At 40.8% G+C, this 17464-nt stretch carries 19 protein-coding genes; 16 read left to right on the top strand and 3 right to left on the bottom strand.

Features of this window, described 5'->3' with window-relative positions; translation table 11 throughout:
- The first annotated feature begins 87 nt into the window (after window positions 1-87).
- The 8 genes from J7I93_RS19205 to J7I93_RS19170 all read left to right on the top strand — a co-directional run bounded on the left by J7I93_RS19205 (window position 88) and on the right by J7I93_RS19170 (window position 5356).
- Complete coding sequence (locus J7I93_RS19205; protein ID WP_214727637.1) at window positions 88-603, top strand: YqeG family HAD IIIA-type phosphatase; 516 nt, start codon at window positions 88-90, stop codon at window positions 601-603.
- A gap of 3 nt (window positions 604-606) precedes the next feature.
- Complete coding sequence (yqeH, locus tag J7I93_RS19200; RefSeq protein ID WP_214727636.1) at window positions 607-1713, top strand: ribosome biogenesis GTPase YqeH; 1107 nt, start codon at window positions 607-609, stop codon at window positions 1711-1713.
- 216 nt (window positions 1714-1929) lie between these two features.
- The gene (gene aroE, locus J7I93_RS19195; RefSeq protein WP_214727635.1) at window positions 1930-2769 is read left to right on the top strand and encodes a shikimate dehydrogenase; all 840 of its coding nucleotides are present in this window, start codon (window positions 1930-1932) and stop codon (window positions 2767-2769) included.
- Window positions 2763-3053, top strand: a complete 291-nt coding sequence (yhbY, locus tag J7I93_RS19190; RefSeq protein ID WP_214727634.1) for a ribosome assembly RNA-binding protein YhbY — start codon at window positions 2763-2765, stop codon at window positions 3051-3053. The genes aroE and yhbY overlap by 7 nt, the downstream gene beginning before the upstream one ends.
- 40 nt (window positions 3054-3093) lie before the next feature.
- Entirely contained in the window at window positions 3094-3663 is a 570-nt protein-coding gene (locus J7I93_RS19185) for a nicotinate-nucleotide adenylyltransferase (RefSeq protein ID WP_214727633.1), read from the top strand.
- Entirely contained in the window at window positions 3653-4219 is a 567-nt protein-coding gene (gene yqeK, locus J7I93_RS19180; protein ID WP_214727630.1) for a bis(5'-nucleosyl)-tetraphosphatase (symmetrical) YqeK, read from the top strand. The genes J7I93_RS19185 and yqeK overlap by 11 nt, the downstream gene beginning before the upstream one ends.
- Before the next feature lie 4 nt (window positions 4220-4223).
- On the top strand, window positions 4224-4580 hold the full coding sequence (gene rsfS / locus J7I93_RS19175) for a ribosome silencing factor (protein WP_214727628.1): 357 nt from the start codon (window positions 4224-4226) through the stop codon (window positions 4578-4580).
- A complete protein-coding gene (locus J7I93_RS19170) occupies window positions 4577-5356 on the top strand; it encodes a class I SAM-dependent DNA methyltransferase (RefSeq protein ID WP_214727626.1) in 780 nt (259 codons plus the stop codon). The genes rsfS and J7I93_RS19170 overlap by 4 nt, the downstream gene beginning before the upstream one ends.
- A 98-nt stretch (window positions 5357-5454) precedes the next feature.
- Here the strand turns inward: J7I93_RS19170 and comER are convergent, their stop codons facing one another.
- Window positions 5455-6279, bottom strand: coding sequence for a late competence protein ComER (comER, locus tag J7I93_RS19165; protein ID WP_214727624.1), 825 nt, complete (start codon window positions 6277-6279; stop codon window positions 5455-5457).
- A 90-nt stretch (window positions 6280-6369) separates the two neighbouring features.
- On the opposite strand from comER, the gene J7I93_RS19160 reads away from it, so the two are divergent.
- The 3 genes from J7I93_RS19160 (at window position 6370) to J7I93_RS19150 (ending at window position 10109) form a co-directional block, all read left to right on the top strand.
- Window positions 6370-7008, top strand: a complete 639-nt coding sequence (locus tag J7I93_RS19160; protein WP_214727622.1) for a helix-hairpin-helix domain-containing protein — start codon at window positions 6370-6372, stop codon at window positions 7006-7008.
- Between the two features lie 131 nt (window positions 7009-7139).
- Window positions 7140-7703 carry a ComE operon protein 2 gene (locus J7I93_RS19155; RefSeq protein WP_214727620.1) on the top strand — a complete coding sequence of 188 codons (564 nt, stop codon included), beginning with the start codon at window positions 7140-7142 and terminating at the stop codon, window positions 7701-7703.
- A gap of 87 nt (window positions 7704-7790) precedes the next feature.
- Window positions 7791-10109 carry a DNA internalization-related competence protein ComEC/Rec2 gene (locus J7I93_RS19150; protein ID WP_214727619.1) on the top strand — a complete coding sequence of 773 codons (2319 nt, stop codon included), beginning with the start codon at window positions 7791-7793 and terminating at the stop codon, window positions 10107-10109.
- 157 nt (window positions 10110-10266) lie between these two features.
- Here J7I93_RS19150 and J7I93_RS19145 read toward each other — a convergent pair whose 3' ends face one another.
- On the bottom strand, window positions 10267-10401 hold the full coding sequence (locus J7I93_RS19145) for a YqzM family protein (RefSeq protein WP_019382872.1): 135 nt from the start codon (window positions 10399-10401) through the stop codon (window positions 10267-10269).
- Between the two features lie 305 nt (window positions 10402-10706).
- Between J7I93_RS19145 and holA the strand changes: the two genes are divergently transcribed.
- Window positions 10707-11747 (top strand): DNA polymerase III subunit delta, encoded by a 1041-nt coding sequence (holA, locus tag J7I93_RS19140; protein WP_214727618.1) that lies wholly within the window; start codon window positions 10707-10709, stop codon window positions 11745-11747.
- A gap of 78 nt (window positions 11748-11825) precedes the next feature.
- Here the strand turns inward: holA and rpsT are convergent, their stop codons facing one another.
- Window positions 11826-12092, bottom strand: a complete 267-nt coding sequence (rpsT, locus tag J7I93_RS19135) for a 30S ribosomal protein S20 (protein ID WP_026584475.1) — start codon at window positions 12090-12092, stop codon at window positions 11826-11828.
- Between the two features lie 268 nt (window positions 12093-12360).
- Here rpsT and gpr point away from each other — a divergent pair, with 268 nt between their 5' ends.
- From gpr to lepA, 4 genes are all read left to right on the top strand, one after another.
- A complete protein-coding gene (gene gpr, locus J7I93_RS19130) occupies window positions 12361-13488 on the top strand; it encodes a GPR endopeptidase (protein ID WP_214727617.1) in 1128 nt (375 codons plus the stop codon).
- Window positions 13489-13557: 69 nt separating this feature from the next.
- Window positions 13558-14763 carry a stage II sporulation protein P gene (gene spoIIP / locus J7I93_RS19125; RefSeq protein ID WP_214727616.1) on the top strand — a complete coding sequence of 402 codons (1206 nt, stop codon included), beginning with the start codon at window positions 13558-13560 and terminating at the stop codon, window positions 14761-14763.
- Window positions 14764-14777: 14 nt separating this feature from the next.
- A complete protein-coding gene (locus tag J7I93_RS19120; RefSeq protein ID WP_214727615.1) occupies window positions 14778-15122 on the top strand; it encodes a YqxA family protein in 345 nt (114 codons plus the stop codon).
- A 219-nt stretch (window positions 15123-15341) separates the two neighbouring features.
- Window positions 15342-17105 (top strand): translation elongation factor 4, encoded by a 1764-nt coding sequence (lepA, locus tag J7I93_RS19115; RefSeq protein ID WP_214727614.1) that lies wholly within the window; start codon window positions 15342-15344, stop codon window positions 17103-17105.
- Window positions 17106-17464: the final 359 nt, after the last annotated feature.

Here is a 17464-nt window from a genome sequence, read left to right as displayed (position 1 = left end):
CCTCACTACTTGTTTAAAAAAACAAAGTTTGTGAAACAGCTTATGGAAAAAATGGACAATACGAATAATGATTGAGGTGTAAATACAGTGTTAAAGCATTTTTTGCCTGACCAGCATGTGAAAAGTATCTTTGAGATTACTCCGCATAGTTTAAAGGAAAAAGGTATTAAAGGAATTATAACGGACCTGGACAATACTTTAGTGGAATGGGACAGGCCCAATGCAACTCCCAAGCTGATTAGCTGGTTTGAAGAAATGAAGCAAAGCAATATAAAGGTAACAATTGTTTCAAATAATAATGAAAGCCGTGTAAAGGCATTTTCCCACCCTCTTAATATTCCGTTTATTTATCAGGCAAGAAAGCCAATGGGGAGGGCATTTCGAAGAGCTCTTTCAGAAATGGGGCTTAAAAAAGAAGAAACTGTGGTCATAGGTGACCAATTGCTGACGGACGTACTGGGCGGAAACCGCAGCGGCTTCCATACCATATTGGTTGTGCCTGTTGCACAAACAGATGGATTCATTACAAAATTTAACCGCTTAGTTGAAAGAAGAATTTTAAATTGGTTTAGAAAAAAGGGAATGATTCAGTGGGAGGATTAAAAAGTGAGTGAAGAGCAATATGTTTGTATAGGATGCGGGGTTAAAATTCAAACGGAAAACCCTGAAGATTTAGGCTATGCCCCTCATTCAGCGCTGCAAAAGGAAGCGATCATATGCCAGCGCTGCTTCAGGCTAAAACATTATAACGAGGTTCAGGATGTGAGTCTGACTGATGATGACTTCCTGAAAATCCTGAACGAAATTGGACAAAGTGATGCGCTCATTGTCAAGATTGTTGATATCTTTGATTTTAATGGCAGCTGGCTTCCGGGGCTGCACCGTTTTGTTGGAAACAATAAAATTCTTCTTGTCGGTAACAAGGTGGATCTGCTTCCGAAATCAGTGAAGACAAATAAGCTGATTAATTGGATGAAGCAGGAGTCAAAGCAGCTTGGCTTAAAGCCCGAAGAAGTGTTTTTGGTAAGTGCGGCGAAAGGCCAATTCATCACCGAGGTTACAGAGGCTATTGACCAATACCGTGAAGGCAAAGATGTGTATATAGTTGGCTGTACAAATGTAGGAAAATCTACTTTTATTAACCGGATTTTAAAAGAAGTAACAGGTGAGGGAGATGTCATTACCACTTCTCATTTTCCTGGTACCACATTGGACATTATTGAAATTCCTTTATCGGACGGAAAAGCTCTGGTCGATACACCAGGAATTATTAACCATCATCAGATGGCGCACTATGTTGATAAGCGGGATTTAAAGGTTATTACACCCAAAAAGGAAATTAAGCCTAAAGTTTACCAATTGAATGAAGGCCAGACTCTGTTCTTTGGAGGGCTTGCAAGGTTTGATTATATTTCAGGAGGCCGCAGTTCATTTGTTTGCCATTTTTCTAACGAAATAAATATACATCGCACAAAAATGGAGAAGGCTGATGAATTATATCAAAACCATGCTGGAGAAATGCTCACCCCCCCAAGAAGGGAACAAATGGATACCTTTCCGGAGCTTGTTAGACATGAGTTTACAATTAAGGAACCGAAAACAGATATCGTTTTTTCCGGGCTGGGGTGGATTACAGTCAACGAAGCAGGTGTAAAGGTAGCTGCATATGTTCCTAAAGGTGTCCATGCATTAGTGAGAAAGTCTTTGATATAATTTATTTCCATTTATCAAAAGATGCATGTGTTTTCTAACTTTGATACCAGTCCAGCTCCATAAGTAGGAAGAATTTCTGCGCACGGCTAAAAGCGGTAGCTTTTAGGAGGAGGCGCCTTCGACTGAGGGTCTTAAGCGAGGCTAATTGCGGCTTCTTTGGGCTCGAGTTCATAGTCGATTAGCGGCGCCTTACGCTTTTCAAAAGGGGAGAGGAATTTGAAAAAGCTCTTTGGTGTTATAGGCGATCCTATATCACATTCGATGTCGCCTGCCATGCATAATGATTTATTTCAAGCTTATGGCATTGATGCCCATTATCAGCCGTTCCATGTAAAAAAAGAAAACCTGGGGGATGCAATAAGAGGGTTCAGAGCGATAGGATTATCGGGATTTAATGTTACTGTACCGCATAAAGAGGCAATCATTCCTCTTTTGGATGAGCTGGATCCCATGGCAAATGCCATTGGTGCTGTCAATACGGTTGTTAACCATAATGGCAGGCTTAAAGGCTTTAACACAGATGGAAGCGGATATGTGAAAGGGTTGCTGGAGGAAATCTCGACTTTAAAGGATAAGAAGGTTTTAATAGTGGGTGCAGGTGGAGCTGCCAGAGCCATCTATTTTACAATGGCTAAAGAAGGGCCTCCGGTGCTGGATATCTGCAACCGTACTGTTTCTAAAGCTGATCTTATCATGAAGGATTGTCCTTATACTGTCCCAACTCGGGCTTTCGATATACAGGAAGCTGAGGGGAATATAGAGGCATACGATCTAATCGTTCAGACCACACCAATTGGCATGCTTCCGGACATTCAAAAGAGTCCACTTTCCATACATAACCTTAAGTCTGGAACCTTTGTGAGTGATATTATTTACAATCCGCTTGAAACACAGCTTTTGCGGGAAGCTAGGAAAAAGGGAGCCGGAACCCAAAATGGACTGGATATGTTTGTTCATCAGGGAGCCCTGGCTTTTGAAAACTGGACTGGCATTGCACCGGATATAAAAAGAATGAGAGATAAAGTCTTAAAACAACTGGGAGGATTACTATGCTAACAGGAAAGCAAAAACGTTTTTTACGTTCTAAAGCCCATCATTTAAACCCGATTTTTCAAGTAGGCAAGGGCGGGGTAAATGAAAATATGACTAAACAAGTAGGAGAAGCCTTGGAGGCCCGTGAATTATTAAAAGTCACTGTCCTGCAAAATTGTGATGAAGACAGAGATACAGTTGCAGAGCAGCTGGTAAAAGGAACAAAAGCGGAGCTTGTTCAAGTTATTGGGAATATTATTGTTTTATATAAAGAATCAATAGAAAACAAACAAATCGAACTGCCATAAGAACAGTTTCATTTCGGCATACGAAAATGGAGGGGCTCTAATGGACAAAGTAGGCATACTAGGAGGTACCTTTAATCCTCCTCACCTGGGACATCTTATTATTGCAAATGAGGTTATGTGTTCACAAGGCTTGGATGAAGTATGGTTTATGCCGAACCAGGAACCACCTCATAAAGAGAAATCCAATGCTGCCAGCAACCGTGACCGGATAGAAATGCTTAAGCTTGCAGTAGATACCCATCCAGGATTTAAATTGGAACTGATTGAGCTGGAAAGGCAAGGGCCTTCATTTACCTATGATACGATTAAGATTTTGAAGGAAAACTATCCTCAAAAGCAGTTTTACTTTATTATCGGGGCTGACATGGTAGAGTATTTGCCTAAGTGGCACAACATTGATAAGCTTCTTGAAATGATTACTTTCGTCGGCGTGCAGAGGCCATCCTACAATCTCGAGACTTCCTATTCCATTCTTTATTCAGAGGTTCCGGAAATGGGGATTTCATCGAGTATGATCAGGAGCAGGCTGAAGAAAGGCGGATCGATCCGCTATTTAGTCCCTGATTCAATTGGGAACTATATAAAGGAGAATCATTTATATGAATCGTGATCAGGCTCTGGCAATTGTTAAAGAACAATTAACCGAACATCGCTTTATTCATAGTATTGGTGTTATGGAAACTGCCATAAAGCTTGCGGAAAAGTACGGTGCAAATGAAAAAAAAGCAGAATTGGCTGCAATCTTCCACGATTATGCAAAGTTTCGGCCAAAAGATGAGATGAAGGAAATCATTTTAAGCAATGGCATGCCCGTAGAGCTCCTTGCTTACAACAGTGAGCTTTGGCATGCTCCTGTAGGCGCTTATTTGGCTGAAAAAGAAGCGGGAATTACTGATAGCGAAGTTCTCGACGCAATAAGATATCATACTTCCGGAAGGGTAGGAATGTCATTGCTTGAAAAAGTTATCTACCTTGCTGATTACATTGAGCCCGGAAGGCATTTCCCAGGTGTTGAAGAGGTGCGTGAGCTGGCCAATTCGAGTCTGGATCAAGCACTAATAAAATCTGTACAAAATACCATTATGTTCTTAGTAAAAAAGGGGCAGCCCGTTTTTCCGGCTACCTTCCATACCTATAATGATCTTTTAATGAAAACGGAGGACTGATTGAATGAGTGAGAATACATTGCTGATGACTGCAGTAAAGGCAGCGGATGATAAAAGAGCAGAGGATATTACTGTCCTGAATATGCAAGGTATTTCCTTAATCTCTGACTATTTTATTATTTGCCATGGGAACTCTGACAAACAGGTGCAGGCCATTGCGCGGGAAATGAAAGAGAAATCGGAAGAAGAAGGATTTATTGTTAAAAGAATGGAGGGCTTTGATGAGGCCAGGTGGATTCTTGTTGATATGGGGGATGTCGTAGCACATATTTTCCATCGTGACGAAAGAAGCTATTATAACCTGGAAAGGCTTTGGGGCGATGCGCCAGTTGAAAACGTCCAAAGTATGCTTAATCAATGAGCTACGGCAAGTTCGCTTATCTTTATGACCAGCTAATGGAAGATGTCCCATACGATAGCTGGGTGGAATTAATCAGTCAAAAGGCGGGCAAGTATGGTGTTCGAGGCAAAAAGCTGCTGGATCTGGCATGCGGAACAGGTCAGCTTGCGATTAGGCTTGGAAAACAGGGATATGATGTTACAGGTGTGGACCTGTCAGTGAATATGCTGGCTGTAGCTCAGGCTAAGGCTGAACAAAGCGGCTTGCGAATTCCTTTTTATCAGCAGAATATGGCTGAATTGGGGGGATTTGGAGAATTTGATGTTATCGGGATTTTTTGTGATTCATTAAACTATCTAGAGACAGAATCAGAGGTACAAGAAACCTTTCAGCGTGTCCATAGACACCTTAAAGATAATGGCCTTTTTATATTCGACGTCCATTCTATTTATAAAATGATGCAAATCTTTATGAATCAGACATTTGCTGAGAATGATGAAGAAATTTCTTATATATGGCATAGCTATCAGGGGGGATACCCCAACTCTGTTGAGCATGATCTCTCCTTTTTTGTTTTGGATGAAGCAACGGGAAGATACGATCGTTATGATGAACTTCACTTTCAGCGAACCTACCCTGTTGAAACCTATGTCGGATGGCTCCGGGAATGCGGCTTTGAGCTTCTGGAGGTTTCAGCTGATTTCGAAGATGCAGCTCCTGGAAGCCAGGCGGAACGGATTTTCTTTATTTCTAGAAAAAGTGAAGACACTAAAGGTGAAAAAAGTTCCGTTTCTTAATATATCCATGATTATTAAAAAGGCCAGATTGCCAAAAGGCAATCTGGCTATAATTTTTTATTTGAATAAGAAGGATTTTAAACGCTGATAAAGAATTATTATTGAAGTGTGTACTGTTTTTTTACTTGTATAAGATCCTCGTCAAATTTCGAATGTGTTGCCTGAAACAAGTGTTCAAATACTTTTCCAAGCTCGTTTTCAAGCACCCGTATTCCTTCTCCGGTAATTCCTCCTTTGACACATACTTTCTCCTGCAATGTCGGCAAAGTATAAAACCCTTTTTTTAGCAAATCCCCCAGTCCGATTAACATTTCGCCTGCAAGCTTAGTGGCAGTTTCCTGGTCAATTTCTGTTTCCGAAACTGCTGCGTTTATGAAGCGCTGTGTCAAATAGCTGAAAAAGGCTGGTCCGCAGCTGACGATATCAGAAGAAACTCTTGTGATGTTTTCCTCAATAGATATCGGTGTAGAAATACTCTCAAAAAGCTCCTGGAGTCGTCTTTTCCATTCCTCCTGGCATTGTTCCCCAAATGATAATAATGAGACTCCCGATAAAGCCCGATTCGTGATACTGGGAATTGCTCTCGCAGCAGAACAAGGCAGTACAGATTCAAGCTGTTTTACGCTTATGGGACTTGTGATTGATACCACACACTTATCTTTTGACAGGAACGGCTGGATATCCTGAATCACCTCATAAACATCATGAGGCTTTACGCATACGAAAATAAGAGAAGAGTGCCGTGCAGTCTCTCTGGCATCTTCCGCAACCGCAATATCAGGGTGTGTTACCTTTATCTCCATCGCTTTCGCAATTGTCCTATTGGTAATAGTCATGGAGGAAGGGGAAACGGCTCCTCCGTCAAGGAATGCCTCTGTCATTATTCTCCCCATATTACCTGTACCAATGATTCCGATTTTCACTGTTCCATCCCTCCTTCAAAAGCAGGCTCTCTCGTATAACGATATGTGTTGAAAAAAACAATTATGACAAAAAGAAAGGATAGGAAACCTATGGCCGAATGGGTAAAGAGCAATAAAGCATATTTTTTGGGGGGCGCGTTTGCAATCTGTGCCTTCCTATATTATTTATTTATGCCTCCTCAAGAAACAAAACCCCTTCCTGATATTGATCCAGTGCAAATAGCAGATAGGGAGGAAAGTGTCCATGATGGAACTGAAGATAAAGTTTCAGCAAATGGACAGCCTCAAGTGATAATAGTCGATTTGAAAGGGGCAGTTAAAAAGCCGGGTGTTTATGAAACACTGGAGGGCGATAGGGTTATAGATGTTTTAGAAAAAGCAGGCGGGCTGCTGGAAAATGCTGATCGCAATCAAATAAATCTTGCTCTAAGGGTAGCGGATGAAATGGCTATTTATATTCCTGAAAAAGGAGAGGGGGTCCTTGAAATGAATGGGGATGAGGGAATGGCTTCGATCTCAGTCCAACAAAATGATGGGAAAATTAATCTGAATAAAGCAAGTGAGGCTGAATTGCAAACGCTGCCTGGAATTGGTCCTTCTAAGGCTGCTGCCATTCTTGAGCACCGGGAAACAAATGGGGCATTTAAGGCTATAGAGGATCTGAAATTAATTGCAGGGATAGGGGAAAAGACCTTCGAAAAACTGAAAGAACAGATAAAGGTAAAGTAGAAATTCTTACTTCCATTGACCTTGTATCATTTGGGGCTTAAACTTATGTTGAGAAAATTAGAATTTCCTATAAGATTATAAAAGTGGCTGGCAACAGCTTGCGGAAAAGATGGAAGGGAGAGGCAAACAAGATGGAACGTATATCCTGGAATCAATACTTTATGGCTCAAAGCCATTTGCTTGCTCTAAGGAGCACATGTACAAGATTGGCGGTAGGCGCAACAATAGTCAGGGATAAGAGAATTATTGCAGGCGGATATAATGGTTCGATTGCAGGCGGTGAACATTGCATGGATGAAGGCTGCTATGTTATTGATAACCATTGTGTACGCACCATACACGCAGAAATGAACGCGATTTTGCAATGTGCTAAATTTGGTGTGCCTACAAGTGATGCAGAAATCTACGTAACACATTTTCCTTGTCTTCAATGCTGCAAAGCTATTATCCAGGCAGGTATTAAAACGGTCTACTACGCACAGGACTATAAAAATCACCCTTATGGCATTGAACTCTTTGAGAAGGCCGGAGTTAAAACGGTTCAGGTTGAAGCTGAAAAGGTTTCATTTGATGAAAGCAGGCAAGAAAAACGTGATCTTATCGAAGAGATGATGAACGAACTTGAGAAGAGTGGAACAAATCGGGAATTATTGAAAGTCTACAAGGAAAAAAAGGACAAGCTATTTACTTCATGATTTGATTGCAGGAGTAAAACCCAAGAAAGAGCGGATTTTATTCCTGCATTATAAACAGAAGAAATTAGTAGAAAAGGAGCAAATTACATGAAAGGCAGATGGATTTATGCAGCTGCTGCCTCACTCTCTGGAATATTAACAGTTTTTTTCAAACCGTTTATAATAATTTTCATTATGTTTGTGTCAGCGTTTTGGTTATATAAAAGAAGTATCCTCACAAAAAAACAATCTGGCCTGCTCTTAATCCTCTTCCTTCTCTTTCTCATTCGAAGCGTAATAGCGGAAGACCATAATATGACCAGTTTGGCGGGCGGCGAAGCACTTTTTGAAGTAGGGATTAAAGAAGCTGCTAGAATAGATGGAGACCAACTTACCGTCCTTGTTGAAACAGTTTCGAATGAAAAATTAATGGCTAGATATAAAATTAAATCTGATAAAGAAAAAAAGATCCTCAGCAACTATTTGCGGGTTGGACTTTCATGCAAGGTAAACGGTACTTTGCAGACGCCGCCAATAGCTACAAATCCCAACGCATTCAGCTATAAAGAGTACCTCAATCATAACAAAATCTTCTGGGTCCTTGAAATTAAGCAGTTAATCCTCTCCGATTGCAGTTACCGTGAAAATAGCCTCCCTTTATCACTTCTGAAAATGAGAGAAACAGGAATAAATTACCTGGTGGGGAATTTTCCTGAAAAGACAGCTTCCATAGCAGTTGCCCTCATATTTGGTGATCGAAATTTCATTGAACAAGATGTTCTTGAATCTTATCAAAAACTGGGGATAATCCATTTACTTGCTATTTCCGGCCTGCATGTAGGATTGCTTGCCGGCATGTTTTTTCTTGCCGGGATTCGGGCAGGGATAACGAGAGAGAAAATGACGAGCGCTCTAATTCTGATTTTGCCAGGATACGCGCTTATTACAGGTGTAGCACCTTCTGTCATCAGAGCTGTTTTTATGATGCTTTTAGTGTTGGCTGCCAGGAAGTTAAAATCAGCTGTGCTGATTATTGATGTATTCTCCATTGTGTTTATGATCTATCTCTTTATTTCCCCTTTTATCCTGTTTAATGCGGGCTTTCAGCTTTCATTTGCTGTTAGCTTATCGCTCATCCTGTCAGCACCGCTCCTATTAAAACGATTTAGCAACCCCTTTGTTATTATCATTTTGGTTTCCTTTATTTGCCAAGTTGCTGCAATGCCGATATTGTTCTGGCATTTCTTTGAAATGTCCATTCTTTCTGTGTTTGCCAATTTAATTTTTGTTCCAGTATTTTCCTCTATTGTTCTGCCGGCCATACTAATTATTTTTTTGCTTCATTTATTATCAGGCGGGAAGTCTGCTTTTTTGCTTGCTCCTTTTGATGAATTTATAACTCTGATTGATTATATAGCAGGAAAACTTTCAGAGATCCCTCATACATCTATTGTTTTAGGCCGTCCTTCATTACTGGTCCTGCTCCTATATGTTTTGCTCATACCCGTATTTTTCGCCTCATGGGAAAGATCAAAGGGAAAGAAAGCGTTTTTCTTAAGTTGTATACTCCCCGTATTTGCGTTATTGCTTCATTTCTTTACCACTTCTGTTTCCCCAAAAGGAGAAGTCACATTTATTGATGTTGGACAGGGGGATAGCATACTGGTTAAGCTTCCATATGGAAAAGGGAACTATTTAATTGATACAGGCGGCACAGTCAGTTTTCAAACGAAAGATTGGAAGATACGAAGCGATCCATTTGAAGCAGGGAAGGACATAGTTGTCCCTTTTCTTAAGAGTAAAGGAATCAGTTCAATTGATAAGCTTATTTTGACTCATGGGGATATGGACCACATTGGCGGAGCTGCAGCGATCATTGACGAAATAAGGGTTAAAGCCGTTATTTTGCCAATAGTCAGTGAGATTTCTGAGCTCGAACAAGAAGTTATTCATAAAGCAAAGAGGAGAAATAGCAAAGTGTTATTCAGTAAAGCTGGAGACAGATGGACAGAGGGAGAAGGCTTTTTTCAAATACTTTCTCCGCAAGAAGAAATTAAAACAGAGAGAAATGACGGGTCCATTGTGCTATTTGCCAAATTGGGCGGCTTAAGCTGGCTTTTTACCGGAGATATTGAAGCGGAAGGAGAAGAAAGGCTGGTTCAAAATTATCCCAACTTAAAAATTGATGTATTAAAAGCGGGGCATCATGGAAGTAAAACCTCATCAACAGATCTATTCCTCTCAAGCGTTAAGCCGAAGATAGCCATAATTTCAGCGGGGGAAAACAACCGCTACGGGCATCCCCACACAGATGTAATTTCCAGGTTTCGCAGCAATAATATTCGAATTTTAAGAACAGATGAGCATGGGGCAGTTACCTATATTTTTAAAGGCAATTCAGGAACCTTTTACGTTCAGCTTCCATAGTATATCTTAGAAAGTACTTGAGCCCGCTACTTATGTAAGGGTTCACAACAATCTTTTAGAAAACAGCCAAAAGTAAAAAAAGAGACTGCAAATATGCAGCCTCCATGCTTTGGCCTGGCTCAAAAAATAGCCTGGACCATACATTTTTATGTAGCCATTAAGCTCCTAAAAATTTAATGACTGTTGCAATAACAAATAACGTTGCGAAGAAACCGAATGATACGATAAATCCTACGCCAGAGTCGATAGCATCATTTCGTTTACTTTGGACGTTCTTTTCAAATTCGTTCACAGTCTACCCCTCCTATTTCCTATATAGTATAAGACATTCAAATAAAAAAATCTAGCGTTCCCCTGCCCTTTTCCTGGATTAACAAGAGTTGTCACAAATAACGCTGAACATCAAGGGGAAAATAACCAAACAAAGGGTGCACCGCAGTTTCCTGAGTATCCCGGGTCTCAGGGAGCGGCGTTCTATATAGATCAGGAATTGGCGTTCATAGCGGACGCCAATTTCTTATGAATAACTTGTCAAAACGTTTTAGCTTCTTTAGGATAGAAAGAGAATAAAACGCAAATTGAACGGAGCGAAAGAAATTGGTTTTTGATATATGGAAACAAATTAAAGCAAAGCGGTTTGCTCCTGTATATTTATTATATGGAACAGAACCCTATCTTATAAACGAAACAAAACAGCTGCTTATCAATTATGTGTTAAGCCCAGAAGAAGCTGATTTTAATTTATCCACTTATGACCTTGAAGAAACCCCAATTGATACAGCGCTGGAAGATGCCGAAACATTCCCTTTTATGGGGGAAAGAAGGCTGATTTTTTTACATAACCCAGTATTTTTGACTTCTGAAAAGTCTAAGGCGAAAATAGAGCATAATCTGGCTAAGCTAGAAGCCTATATTAAGGAACCTGCGCCATACTCGGTTGTGGTTTTGGCAGCTTCCTCTGAAAAGCTGGATGACCGGAAAAAATTAACAAAACAATTAAAGAAAACGGCTGCCGTTCTCGAAGCAAAGAAGCTGAACGAAGGTGAGCTGAAAACATGGATTAGGGAACGGGCGGCTTTAAACGGGGTTCAGATTGATGAAGCTGCAGTTGAACTGGTATTGACCCTGGCAGGAACCAACTTGTTTATTCTGACTAGTGAAATAGATAAATTAGCTTTATATGCAAATGATACAAAGCGAATAGACGAACAGATGGTTGAAAAGATGGTTTCACGGTCACTGGAACAGAACATTTTTTCTCTGGTGGATAAAATTGTCCATCGCAAAATAGAAGAGGCGCTAAGAATTTATTATGATTTACTTAAGCAAAATGAAGAACCGATAAAAATTTTATCCGTGATAACCGGGCAGTTCAGGCTTATATATCAGGTAAAAGAGCTCGCCAGACGGGGATATGGACAGCAGCAGATCGCAGGCTATTTAAAAATCCACCCTTTTCGCGTAAAGCTGGCTGCGGGGCAGGCGCAGCTTTTTGGCGATGAAGAACTAACAATCATCATGAGCTTGCTTGCAGATGCCGATTACCAAATGAAAACCGGGGGCATGAATAAAACCATGCTGATTGAGATGTTCCTGTTTCGCCTTCAAAGCCAAGCTTTGCAAAAACATACGCAATAAAAAAGCGGTCCTGACATGGACCGCTTTTTAGTGCATTATAAAAGGCTATCCCTAAAAGATAGCCGATATCTTTAAACATTAAGCGTTTAAAGAGTTCATTTTTTTCATTAAACGAGACTTTTTACGAGCAGCAGCGTTTTTGTGGATTAGACCTTTTGCAGCAGCTTTGTCTAGTTTACGAGCAGCATCAGCGAAAGATTCAGTTGCAGCAGCAGCATCGTTGTTTACGATCGCAGCATCAACCTTCTTAACAGCTGTACGCATTGAAGATTTGATTGTAGCGTTATGAGCGTTACGAGCTTCGCTAGTTTTAACACGCTTAATAGCAGATTTAATGTTTGGCATTCCATTCACCTCCTGAAAAAGCATCGAGATTCTATAACTCGACATTCACATTCATTAACAATAATTAAGAACAAGTGATATTTTATCAAACACGAGACCATAATGCAATACTCTGTAATTAAAATTGCTGATTGGAATTCTGTTATCAGGATAATCCTTCTTATGCATGATTTTGCCTATTACAGGCAATGATAGTACATATCCGAATTCTAGTATTTTATGGGTTATTTTCCATAAAACCAAAAAGCAGAGAATGTGAGGGATTAACTTGAAGGAATCAATAGATTTAAGCAAGTACTCGGTCCGAACGGATCTGGCAATTGAAGCAAGGGAAATGGTTATAGCGGACAGGCAGAAAGACGATGTCCACGCGCAGGAAAACCTTTCGCAAATAGAGGGCGTAATCATAAAAGAAAAAGAAGAAAACGATATAAAGATCTCTTTTGTGGAAGTGACAAAACAAGGTGCAGAGGCTTTAGGAAAAAAGGAAGGTAAATATTTAACACTTGAAGTAACAGGTATCCGCCAGCAGGATACCGAACTGCAGAAAAAGGTAGAATCTGTTTTTGCAAGTGAGTTTTCCCAGTTCATTAAACAATTAGGAATAAAAGAGAACGCCTCATGCCTGATTGTAGGCTTAGGGAACTGGAATGTCACTCCTGACGCCCTTGGGCCTCAAGTTTGTGAAAACCTTCTGATTACAAGGCATCTCTACCAGCTGCAGCCTGAAAGCGTTGAAGAAGGCTATCGGCCGGTAAGCGCAATATCCCCTGGAGTAATGGGGTTAACCGGCATTGAGACAAGCGATATTATTTATGGAATTGTTGAAAAAACAAAACCTGATTTTGTCATTGCTATAGATGCGCTTGCATCCCGCTCAATTGAAAGAGTTAATTCCACTATCCAAATATCGGATACAGGCATTCATCCCGGCTCCGGTGTAGGAAATAAACGGAAGGAAATCAGCCAGGAAACATTGGGTATTCCGGTCATCGCTATCGGGGTTCCTACTGTTGTGGATGCCGTGTCCATAACAAGCGACACCATTGATTTTATTCTCAAGCATTTTGGAAAGGAAATGAAAGAGGGGGACCGCCCGTCCCGGTCACTTGCACCGGCAGGCATGACCTTTGGAGAAAAAAGAAAACTGACTGAGGAAGATTTGCCTGAGGAGCATCACCGAAAAACCTTTTTAGGCATGATTGGAACCTTGCCAGAAGATGAAAAACGAAGGCTGATCTATGAAGTGCTTTCACCGCTGGGCCATAATCTAATGGTTACGCCAAAGGAAGTTGATGTGTTTATTGAGGATATGTCAAACCTGATCGCAAACGGATTAAATGCAGCACTCCATCAAAAAGTGAACCAGGAAAATGCTGGTTTTTATACTAGATAAAAAATATTTTGTTCTATCTTCTCTAGCATAGTCATAACATTTACTAGACTTGCAAAGAGAGGTGGAACAATGAAACCTTTGAAGACAAATGGACTCGTTGTAACAATTCAAGGGACAACCCTGTTAAAAGCCGCAGGCGGATTTTTGCTCTTTCTATTTATGATCTTTTCAATAAGCGGAGCTCTTACATCCTTAAAGCCGGAATATAGGATCAGCTCCGCTTCCGTAAATACAGCTGCTACCAACCTGACAGGTGAATCGCTTTACTATTTCCTTGGTTGGGAAAACCACTCCTTTCTGAAAGGAATGCCTGAAAATAGCTCTCCTCCCAGCTTAGCCAATATGGTTTTTAAGCTATCAACCAATGTAAATCTGGATGATCCAAGAAGTTTATTAGGAAGAGAACTGCCCTACTTCTCCATTTATGACAGTAAAATTCTGGTTGCCGGTGAAGGAACGGATTATACCAACATGCCTGTTGAGTCTTCGCCGCCATTGGAAGTTTTGAAAGCTGAGCAGGAAGCCGCGCTGCAAAACACGGAGGGGCTAGAGTCAAACGAAAACAGAAGCCAATCGGGTACACCACCTATGACTACTGGCGATAAAAAGGCAGTATATGTTTATTTCAGCCATAACCGCGAATCCTTTCTTCCTTATCTCAAAGGTGTGAACGACCCGAATGCAGCCAGCCATTCTCAAATTAATGTGACAAAAATAGGGGACAAGCTTAAAGAGGAACTGGAGGGCAGAGGCATCGGGACAACGGTTGATAAAACGGATATTCAGGCAACTTTAAATAAAAAGGGATGGAGTTATGCACAATCCTATGAGGCTTCACGGGAAGTCGTTCAGGCAGCTGCTACCACTGACCGGGATTTAACATATTTCATTGATATTCACAGGGACTCGCGAAGAAAAGAGGATACAACAAAAGAAATTAACGGAAAGCCATATGCAAAGCTTGCATTTGTGATCGGAGCGGAGCATCAAAACTACGAGAAGAATTTAAAGTTTGCAAATGAATTGCATAAAAGGCTTGAGGAAAAATACAAGGGTTTGAGCAGAGGGATTATCCAGCTGCAGGGAGAAAGGACGAATGGGAAATTTAATCAGGACCTTTCTGAAAATGCAATTCTGGTGGAATTTGGAGGAGTCGATAATACCTTTGAGGAATTGAATCGTTCAGCGGAAGCCCTTGCGGAAATTTTCAGTGAATATTATTGGCAGGCTGAGGAAGTGAATTCACCTGCAGGCACGGACTCGGAAAAGAAATAAAGGTGTGATTTGTAATGAAGATGTTTATGTTAAAAGCGATTTTTCTGGCTTCCATAATGTTTGTATCTGTCTTGTTTGGAATGCAGCAGGCCAATGAAGGAATACAGAGAATGAAGGGCTATTCTGATGATGATTTCAAAGCTGCACTTACCTTAAGCGAAAGCGAGGAAGGTGAGCTTCAGGCTTCTGTACTGGGAAATGATGTATCCAGCCATGATCTTCAGCAGAAGAAAGAAAAGCTAGAAGAAATAAAAGCATATAACTTCTTTTCGTCTTTGGGTAAAAGTATCTCCGAAGGCCTGTCTTCATTAACAGAAAAATCGATCGCTTTCATTACAGAATTATTAACCGGAAAATAGGGCTGCTTCAGGGCAGTCCTGTTTTTTTACCTGGTAAAGTCAACAAAGCTTTAATTAGAAGGCCATAAAGCTTAGCATTGAATCTTCATAAACGTACTGCTATAATCAAAAATAGTGTATAAACTAAAAGGACTAACTGAAAATAGATTAACACTTGGCTCCAGGCGCCCATTAAAGGCGTCTTGCGCTTTTCTTATAGTAGGAGTTGAATTGTAAACCATGAACAGAGAAGAGAGACTTAAAAGGCAAGAGAGAATAAGGAATTTTTCGNNGCGTGAAATGAAGGATCAGCTCCTTGATTCAATGGATCTTGAAAGAGAACGCGGCATTACTATCAAATTAAACTCCGTCCAGTTAAAATATAAAGCGAAAGATGGAGAGATTTATACTTTCCACTTAATTGATACTCCGGGACATGTTGATTTTACATATGAAGTATCCCGCAGTTTGGCAGCCTGTGAAGGAGCAATCCTGGTGGTGGATGCAGCCCAGGGGATTGAAGCTCAAACCCTTGCAAATGTTTATTTAGCTTTGGATAACGATCTGGAAATCCTTCCGATCATCAACAAGATTGACCTTCCGAGCGCAGATCCTGAGCGAGTTCGCAATGAAATTGAAGAAGTAATCGGCCTTGATGCTTCAGAAGCGGTACTTGCCTCAGCAAAGGCTGGAATAGGCATTGAAGAGATCCTCGAACAGGTCGTTGAAAAGGTGCCTGCACCAGTTGGCGATCCAGAGGCTCCTTTAAAGGCGCTAATCTTTGATTCCCTTTATGATGCTTACCGCGGAGTTGTTGCTTATATCCGTGTAGTAGAAGGAACGGTAAAAGTTGGGGACAAAATAAGAATGATGGCAACAGGAAAAGAATTTGAAGTAACAGAGGTTGGTGTATTTACACCCAAATCTACTCCGCTGCCTGAATTATCAGTTGGTGACGTAGGGTTTCTGACGGCAGCCATTAAAAATGTTGGCGATACCCGTGTCGGTGACACCATTACAAGTGCTAAAAACGGTGCATCCGAAGCTCTTCCAGGTTACCGAAAGTTAAATCCAATGGTTTATTGCGGTTTATATCCGATTGACAGCGCCAAGTTTAATGACTTGAGGGAAGCTCTTGAAAAGCTTGAGCTTAATGACTCTGCACTTCAGTTTGAACCTGAAACCTCCCAAGCACTTGGCTTCGGATTCCGCTGCGGATTCCTTGGACTGCTTCACATGGAAATTATTCAGGAGCGTATTGAGCGTGAATTCAAGATTGACTTAATTACAACGGCGCCAAGTGTAATTTATGATGTCATCATGACAGACGGCACCGAAATTAAAGTGGATAATCCATCCAACATGCCTGACCCGCAAAAGATCGATCGTGTGGAAGAGCCATATGTAAAAGCCACAATGATGGCACCGAATGACTATGTTGGTGCCATTATGGAACTTTGCCAGGAGAAACGCGGCATATTCATCGATATGCAGTACATGGATGAAACAAGGGTTAATATTATTTATGAAATCCCTTTATCTGAAATTGTATATGATTTCTTTGACCAGCTTAAATCAAATACTAAAGGATACGCTTCTTTCGATTATGAACTAATCGGCTATAAGCCTTCCCAGCTTGTTAAGATGGATATTCTATTAAATGCTGAAAAAGTCGACGCACTAAGCTTTATTGTCCATAGAGACTTCGCTTATGAAAGAGGAAAGGTAATCGTTGAAAAGCTCAAGGAACTTATTCCGCGTCAGCAATTTGAGGTCCCAATCCAGGCGGCTATAGGGCAAAAAATCGTTGCCCGCTCAACGATTAAAGCGATCCGAAAAAATGTATTGGCAAAGTGTTACGGCGGAGATATTTCCCGGAAGCGCAAGCTTTTGGAGAAGCAGAAAGAAGGTAAAAAGCGGATGAAGCAGGTTGGTTCTGTTGAAGTTCCGCAAGAAGCTTTCATGGCTGTTCTGAAAATGGACGACAATAACTCTAAAAAGTAATATATTTGCTTTGTTTAAAGAGGTTAGATATGCTGTCTTAATAAAAGCAGCACTAGCCTCTTTTTTATTTAGGTTTTGGTAATCCTTAGTGTTGATTTTCGCTACAGGCACTCAGTGAACCGCGGGCTTTCGAAGCTTGCCGGCGTTTTAATTCTTCCGCTTCAATCATCACGGTGCTAAATCAAAAATTAACTTTAAAATAGCTTTAAATTAAGGCTGTTTTCGCAAAGTTTGTTACTTGCAAACTAGTTTTAATTACTGAGTTGATTGGAGTGGAAGCACTTGATCCTCGAAAATGCATTCGCATTTTCTTCGTGCGGTGCTTATTCGAGGAAGCTTATTCAATGTCCTGCGGGAAG

Source organism: Bacillus sp. ISL-47, assembly GCF_018613175.1.
Taxonomy (GTDB): Bacteria; Bacillota; Bacilli; order Bacillales; family Cytobacillaceae; genus Cytobacillus.
Note: the sequence above shows the minus strand (reverse complement) of the source record. Positions and strands in the feature narration are given on the sequence as shown.